This is a genomic window from Pseudactinotalea sp. (assembly GCF_048594945.1).
Taxonomy (GTDB): domain Bacteria; phylum Actinomycetota; class Actinomycetes; order Actinomycetales; family Beutenbergiaceae; genus Pseudactinotalea.
This window is the reverse complement of record NZ_JBMDXJ010000108.1, coordinates 1-6,185: the sequence shown is the minus strand read 5'-3', so window position 1 is coordinate 6,185 and position 6,185 is coordinate 1. Positions and strand designations below refer to the sequence as shown.

The 6,185-nt window shown below is 69.7% G+C and carries 7 protein-coding genes; 6 read left to right on the top strand and 1 reads right to left on the bottom strand.

The features are described from left to right. From ACOJSN_RS05100 to ACOJSN_RS05075, 6 genes are all read left to right on the top strand, one after another. The coding region (locus ACOJSN_RS05100) for a helix-turn-helix transcriptional regulator (RefSeq protein ID WP_420111427.1) at positions 1–562 on the top strand (562 nt) is incomplete at its 5' end. Positions 563–716: 154 nt separating this feature from the next. Continuing rightward, positions 717–1,442, top strand: a complete 726-nt coding sequence (locus ACOJSN_RS05095) for an SAM-dependent methyltransferase (protein WP_420111426.1) — start codon at positions 717–719, stop codon at positions 1,440–1,442. Between the two features lie 29 nt (positions 1,443–1,471). Continuing rightward, the gene (locus ACOJSN_RS05090) at positions 1,472–1,654 is read left to right on the top strand and encodes a hypothetical protein (RefSeq protein WP_420111425.1); all 183 of its coding nucleotides are present in this window, start codon (positions 1,472–1,474) and stop codon (positions 1,652–1,654) included. A gap of 69 nt (positions 1,655–1,723) precedes the next feature. Continuing rightward, positions 1,724–3,034: a M50 family metallopeptidase gene (locus ACOJSN_RS05085; protein WP_420111424.1), complete on the top strand. Its 1,311-nt coding sequence runs from the start codon at positions 1,724–1,726 to the stop codon at positions 3,032–3,034. Positions 3,035–3,153: 119 nt separating this feature from the next. Continuing rightward, positions 3,154–4,308, top strand: a complete 1,155-nt coding sequence (ispG, locus tag ACOJSN_RS05080; RefSeq protein WP_420111423.1) for a flavodoxin-dependent (E)-4-hydroxy-3-methylbut-2-enyl-diphosphate synthase — start codon at positions 3,154–3,156, stop codon at positions 4,306–4,308. Positions 4,309–4,318: 10 nt separating this feature from the next. Next, positions 4,319–5,182, top strand: coding sequence for a GNAT family N-acetyltransferase (locus tag ACOJSN_RS05075; RefSeq protein WP_420111422.1), 864 nt, complete (start codon positions 4,319–4,321; stop codon positions 5,180–5,182). Positions 5,183–5,185: 3 nt separating this feature from the next. On the opposite strand, the gene ACOJSN_RS05070 is transcribed toward ACOJSN_RS05075, so the two are convergent. Continuing rightward, positions 5,186–6,067 carry a DNA-formamidopyrimidine glycosylase family protein gene (locus ACOJSN_RS05070; protein WP_420111421.1) on the bottom strand — a complete coding sequence of 294 codons (882 nt, stop codon included), beginning with the start codon at positions 6,065–6,067 and terminating at the stop codon, positions 5,186–5,188. Between the last annotated feature and the right edge of the window lie 118 nt (positions 6,068–6,185).

Here is a 6,185-nt window from a genome sequence, read left to right as displayed (position 1 = left end):
GCGGTGGCTGCAGCAGCGCGCAGCGCCGCCGGCTCACGACCAGATCCTGCGCGACGCGGCCGTACAGCAGCGCCGCTGCCGGATCAGCTATCTGTCACGTGGTGCTGAGTCCGACCGGACCACCTTCGTGGACCCGTGGCGGCTCATCGACAAGGCCGGTGTCGTGTACCTGCTGGCGGGCACGGCACGGGGTCCGCGGACGTACCGCCTCGATCGCATGGCCCAGGTGACGGTCAGCGACGAGCGGTTCGAGCGGCCGTCCGAGGAAACGATCGACGAGCACTGGCAGCGGACCACGAAGACGGTCGACGCCGCGCGCACCCGGGTCCGCGCGACCGTGCGTGCCGATGCCTTCGCGCTGTCGGTCCTTGCCGACCACCTTGGCTCAGCCTTCGAGAGCATCGACGACGACCACGCCGTCGTGGCCGCCCACACCCCGCGCGGCCTGGCCGAGCAGCTCGCCGGCTGGGGCGCGCGCGTGACGGTGCTCGACGCGCCCGAGGTTCGCGCAGAGCTGGCATCGATCGGCGCCGAGCTCGTGGACAGCTACCTGCCACGTTGATGATCTGACACCAACGGCACCGCGGCCCCGCTTCCGCGGCCGCAACGTTGACGTCGTGACACCAACGGCTCACTGGTCAACGCGGCCATCGATCGGGCAGCCGAGTGCGGCAAATCGCTCGACCCGGCTTCGGCGCGCTGATCTGATGGCTCCGATGACCGACGCACCGCCGCCCGCAGGCTCTGGCTCCGCCCTCACGTTCAACTCACCGCTCGGCGATGACGCCGTCGCCCGGTTGCTCCAGCGGCTCGACGATGTGCGGCCGAGCACGATCGTCGACTACGGCTGCGGCTGGGGCGAGCTGCTGCTGCGGATGCTGGAGCGCTGGCCGAGCGCCACCGGAGTCGGGCTCGACGTGCACGCCCCCGACATCGAACGGGCGCGGGCTCTGGCAGCCGAGCGAGGCGTCGCGGAGCGCATCCGGTTCGATGCGGCAGAGGCGAGCAGTCACAAGGACCGAGCCGACGTCGTCGTGAGCATGGGTGCCTATCAGGCGTTCGGCGGTGTCGGTGAGGCGCTCACCGCGCTGCGGACGCGGCTCGTGCCCGGCGGGCGCGCGCTGTTCGGGTGCGAGTACTGGCGCTCGCAGCCCACGGACACCGAGCTCGCGAACATGTGGCCGGGGGCCAGCGCGGGCGACTGCGTGGAGCTGCCCGAGATCGCGGAAGCCGCCCACACGACCGGTTGGACGATCCTCGACATGCACGACGCCACCCAGGCCGAGTTCGACGCCTTCGACCTCGGCCACCTGCGCCCACGACTGGAATGGGCGCTCGAGCACCCTGGTGCGGAGGAGAGCAACGAGGCGAGGGCCGCCGTCGTCTCCTGGATACGTGGTCATCGCCGACCGATGGGCTTTGTGACGCTCGTGCTGGGATGATGGCGGGACGAGACCTGGGAGGTGTCGCGATGAGCGAGACAGCGACAGGCTGGACCGACCCCCGTGAGCAGATCGAGTACACGGTGCTGATGGCCAACGGCCGGCGGGCGCCCCGGACGTTCGCCGATCGTGCCGAGGCCCAGGCGTGGGCGCGGCCCGAGGAGGGCGAGCAGGTGGTGAGCTACAACGCCGTGTGCGACTGCGAGATGTGACGCCTCGGGCAGACGTACCCGGCGGCCGCAGCGCCGATTGTCAGCAACGGTGCCTACCATGACCCGGTGATGTTCTGGATCGGCGTGCTCGCCGTGGCCGTGGGCCTGATGATCTCGATCGCCTTGCACGAGATCGGGCACCTCGTGCCCGCGAAGAAGTTCGGCGTCCGCGTGCCGCAGTACTTCGTGGGCTTCGGGCCCACGCTGTGGTCGCGCAAGCGCGGCGAGACCGAGTACGGCGTCAAGGCGATCCCGCTCGGTGGGTTCGTGCGGATGGTCGGCATGTTCCCGCCTGCCCGCACAGTGCAGAGCGAGGACGCGGTCGCCGAGGAGAAGCTGCGCCGCCGCGGGCTGGTCGGCTGGGCCAAGAACGTCACCGAGGAGGCGCGGGAGGTCTCCCTCGAGGAGCTGGAGCCGGGTGACGAGAACCGTGCCTTCTACCAGCTGAGCACGCCCAAGAAGCTCGCTGTGATGTTCGGCGGTCCGTTCGTCAACCTCGTGCTCAGCTTCATCTTGTTCGCGATCGTGGTCTCCGGGATCGGGTTCACGGTGTACACGAACTCGGTCGCGTCTGTCTCGGAGTGCGTGCAGGCCAGCGTCGAGGGCGAGTGCGCACCCGATGCCGCGGCCTCACCCTCGGTGGAGGCCGGCTTCGAGCCTGGTGACGTGGTCGTCTCGTGGGGCGGCACCGCCGTCGAGGACTGGGCGGGTGTCTCCGCCGCGATCCAGGCCGGCGGCACCGACCCCACCGAGGTGGTCGTCGAACGCGACGGCACGCAGACCACGCTGACCGTGACACCGACGCTGATCGAGCGTGAGGTCAGGAACGAAGACGGCACCACCACGGTCCAGGAGGTGCCCTACGTGGGCATCGTGTCCGCGATCGACCACGAGCCGCAGCCGCTGTCCGCGGTGCCGGCGATGGTCGGCGAGCAGCTCACCGCGACCGTGGGCGTGGTGCTCACGCTGCCGCAGCGACTGGTCTCGATCGCGCAGGCGGTATTCGGCAGCGGCGAGCGTGACCCGAACGTCATCGGCGTCATCGGCATCGGCCGGGTGGCCGGCGATCTCACCGAGGCGAGCGCGGACAGCGGATTCACGGCCCAGGTCGCCAACATCCTCGTGATTCTCGCCAGCCTCAACATGGCGCTGTTCGTCTTCAACATGATCCCGCTGCCTCCACTCGACGGCGGCCACATCGCCGGAGCACTCTTCGAGGGCGGTCGGCGGCAGGTCGCGCGCTGGCGGAACCGGCCCAACCCCGGGTTCGCCGACACCGCGAAGCTGATGCCGCTCACGTACGCGATGGTGATCCTGTTCCTCGGGATGGGACTGCTGCTCGCCGTCGCGGACATCTTCAGACCCGTGGTGCTCACGTAGGAAAGTACTGATCAGCACTTCCCTAGTCACACGCGCGGGCTGTGAGACATGACACCACCGGGGCGATCCACACCCGTCTCGCCACGGAATCTCCACCGCTCGGTGAGATACTCGCGAGCGTGACTGTTCCGATCGCACTGGGCATCCCTGCTGTCAAGGAGACCCCCGAGGTCCTGCGTCCCCGGCGCAAGACCCGCAAGATCCGGGTCGGCAGCGTCGACGTGGGTGGTGACGCACCGATCTCGGTGCAGTCGATGACCACCACGCAGACGACCAACATCAACGCGACGCTGCAGCAGATCGCCGAGCTGACGGCCTCCGGCTGCGACATCGTGCGCGTGGCTGTACCGACCTCCGATGACGCCGAGGCGCTGCCGATCATCGCGAAGAAGTCGCAGATCCCGGTGATCGCTGACATCCACTTCCAGCCCAAGTACGTGTTCGCCGCCATCGATGCCGGTTGCGCGGCCGTGCGGGTGAACCCCGGCAACATCCGCAAGTTCGACGACCAGGTCGGCGCGATCGCCAAGGCCGCGAAGGATGCCGGCGTCTCGTTGCGGATCGGTGTCAACGCCGGCTCGCTCGACAAGCGCCTGCTCGAGAAGTACGGCAAGGCGACCCCCGAGGCGCTCGTGGAGTCCGCCGTCTGGGAGGCCTCGCTCTTCGAGGAGCACGACTTCCATGACTTCAAGATCTCGGTCAAGCACAACGACCCCGTGGTGATGGTGCGCGCCTACGAGCTGCTGAGCGAGGCCGGTGACTGGCCGTTGCACCTCGGCGTCACCGAGGCCGGTCCCGCGTTCCAGGGCACGATCAAGTCCGCCACCGCGTTCGGGGCGCTGCTGAGCCAGGGCATCGGCGACACGATCCGCGTCTCGCTCTCGGCGCCGCCCGCGGAAGAGGTCAAGGTCGGCCTGCAGATCCTGCAGTCGCTCAACCTGCGCGAGCGCAAGCTCGAGATCGTTTCCTGCCCCTCCTGCGGCCGCGCCCAGGTGGACGTGTACACGCTCGCCGAGAAGGTGACTGCCGGCCTGGAGGGCCTCGAGGTCCCGTTGCGCGTCGCCGTCATGGGCTGCGTCGTCAACGGCCCCGGCGAGGCGCGTGAGGCCGACCTCGGTGTGGCGTCCGGCAACGGCAAGGGCCAGATCTTCGTCAAGGGCGAAGTGATCAAGACGGTGCCGGAGGACGAGATCGTCGAGACACTGTTGGCGGAGGCGCACCGGATCGCCGCGACCATGGAGGCGGCAGGAGAACCCACCGTCTCCGTCTCCTGACGGTCCGCGCATGGCCCGCTGGCCCTGGCAGACTGCCGCGGCGCCGTCGCCGATCCTGGTGCGCGACGCCCGCTACGTCGACATGGGCAGCGTGCTGGAGTTCTGCCGTCATCGGCCGGTCGATGCCGCGTTGCTCGGCGAGCACGTCGAGGCGATGATGGCCGGCCCGCAGCTGCGCGACCAGCTCTTGTGCGTGAGCACCCCGGGCGGGCTGGCGGGGCTGTGCTGGACCGGGGGAAACATGGTCCCGCTGGGGATCGAGCCGTCGGCGATGCCCGATGTCGCCGCGGAGATCCGGCGCCGTGCGCGCCGCTACTCCTCGATCGTGGGACCCGCCGACGGCGTGATGGCGCTGTGGGAGCTGCTCGCGCCGGACTCGCCGCAGCCGCGTGACGTTCGTCCGGATCAGCCATCGATGGTGATCACCACGGATCCGGCGGTCGAGCCAGACCCGGCCGTGCGGCTCACCACCGACGCCGACTTCGACGTGCTGATGCCCGCGTGCGTGTCGATGTTCACCGAGGAGGTCGGCCACTCACCGCTGTCGGTCGGCGGCGGCTACGAACGCCGGGTGCGTTCGCTGGTGCAGTCCAAGCGCTCGCTGGCCCGGATCGAGGGCGGGCGCGTGGTGTTCAAGGCCGAGCTCGGCACGGTGGCGCTCGGTGTCACCCAGATCCAGGGCGTGTGGGTGGAGCCGGAGCTGCGTGGACAGGGGATCGCGCGCGGCGGAATGGCCGCCGTGGTCGCCTACGCCCGCGCGCACGTGGCCCCTACCGTCTCCCTCTACGTCAACTCCTACAACACGGCCGCGATCCGCACCTACGACGAGGTCGGGTTCCGCCAGGTCGGCACCTTCGCCACGGTCCTGTTCTGAGGGCTACTTCAGCAGCTTCGACATGCGCCGGTCGGCGAGGATCTTGCCGCCGGTCTGGCAGGTGGCGCAGTACTGGAGCGAGGAGTCGGCGAAGCTGACCTCGCGCACCACATCGCCGCAGACCGGGCACTCCTGGCCCGTGCGGCCGTGCACGCGCATCCCGGACCGTTTCGCGTCCTTGAGCTCCTTGGCTGGCTTGCCCGACGACGTCGCGATCGCCGTGCGCAGCGTCTCACCGACCGCGTCGTGGAGTCGGGCGAGAGCCGCCTCGTCGGCGGCGATCGCCTTGGTCTGAGCGACCGGGCTGATCTTGGCGACGTGGAGGATCTCGTCGGAGTACGCGTTGCCGATGCCGGCGATCGTGGCCTGATCACGCAGCAGGCCCTTGATCTGCTGGTTCTTGCGGGTGAGAAGGGCGGTGAGCGAGTCAGAGGTGAAATCGGGGTCGAGCGGGTCGGGTCCGAGCGTCGCGATCATCGGGACCTCGGTCGGGTCAGCGACGATGTACACCGCCAGCTTCCGCTTGGTCCCGGCCTCGGTGAGGTCGAAGCCCGTCCCGGCATCGGTCGCGACCCGGAACGCCAGCGGCGACTTGGGGGAGGGGCGCGGGTTCGTGGCGGGCATCTCGTCGTACCAGCGCACCCATCCGGCCCGGGCGAGGTGGAAGACGAGGTGGCGGTCGCCGTTGGACGTCGCCACCGTCACATCCAGCCACTTGCCGTGTCGAGCGACCCCGGTGACCTCGCCGCCCACGAGCTGCTCCGGGCCGATCGCGAACGTCTTCAGTGCGGTGAACGCGATTGGCCGCACGTCGGCGAGCGTGCGGCCCCGTAGGCGCTCGTCGAGGAAGTCGACCAGCCCCTGCACCTCCGGCATCTCGGGCATGTGCACACGCTACCCATCCCGCCGAGCAGGTGGTTCTGCCCGGGATGGCGGCGCATAACGGGCCGAACCCCCGGTTGGTGGGGGAGCGGGGGGGGAGGGGCTGCGCGCGCCCCGGGGG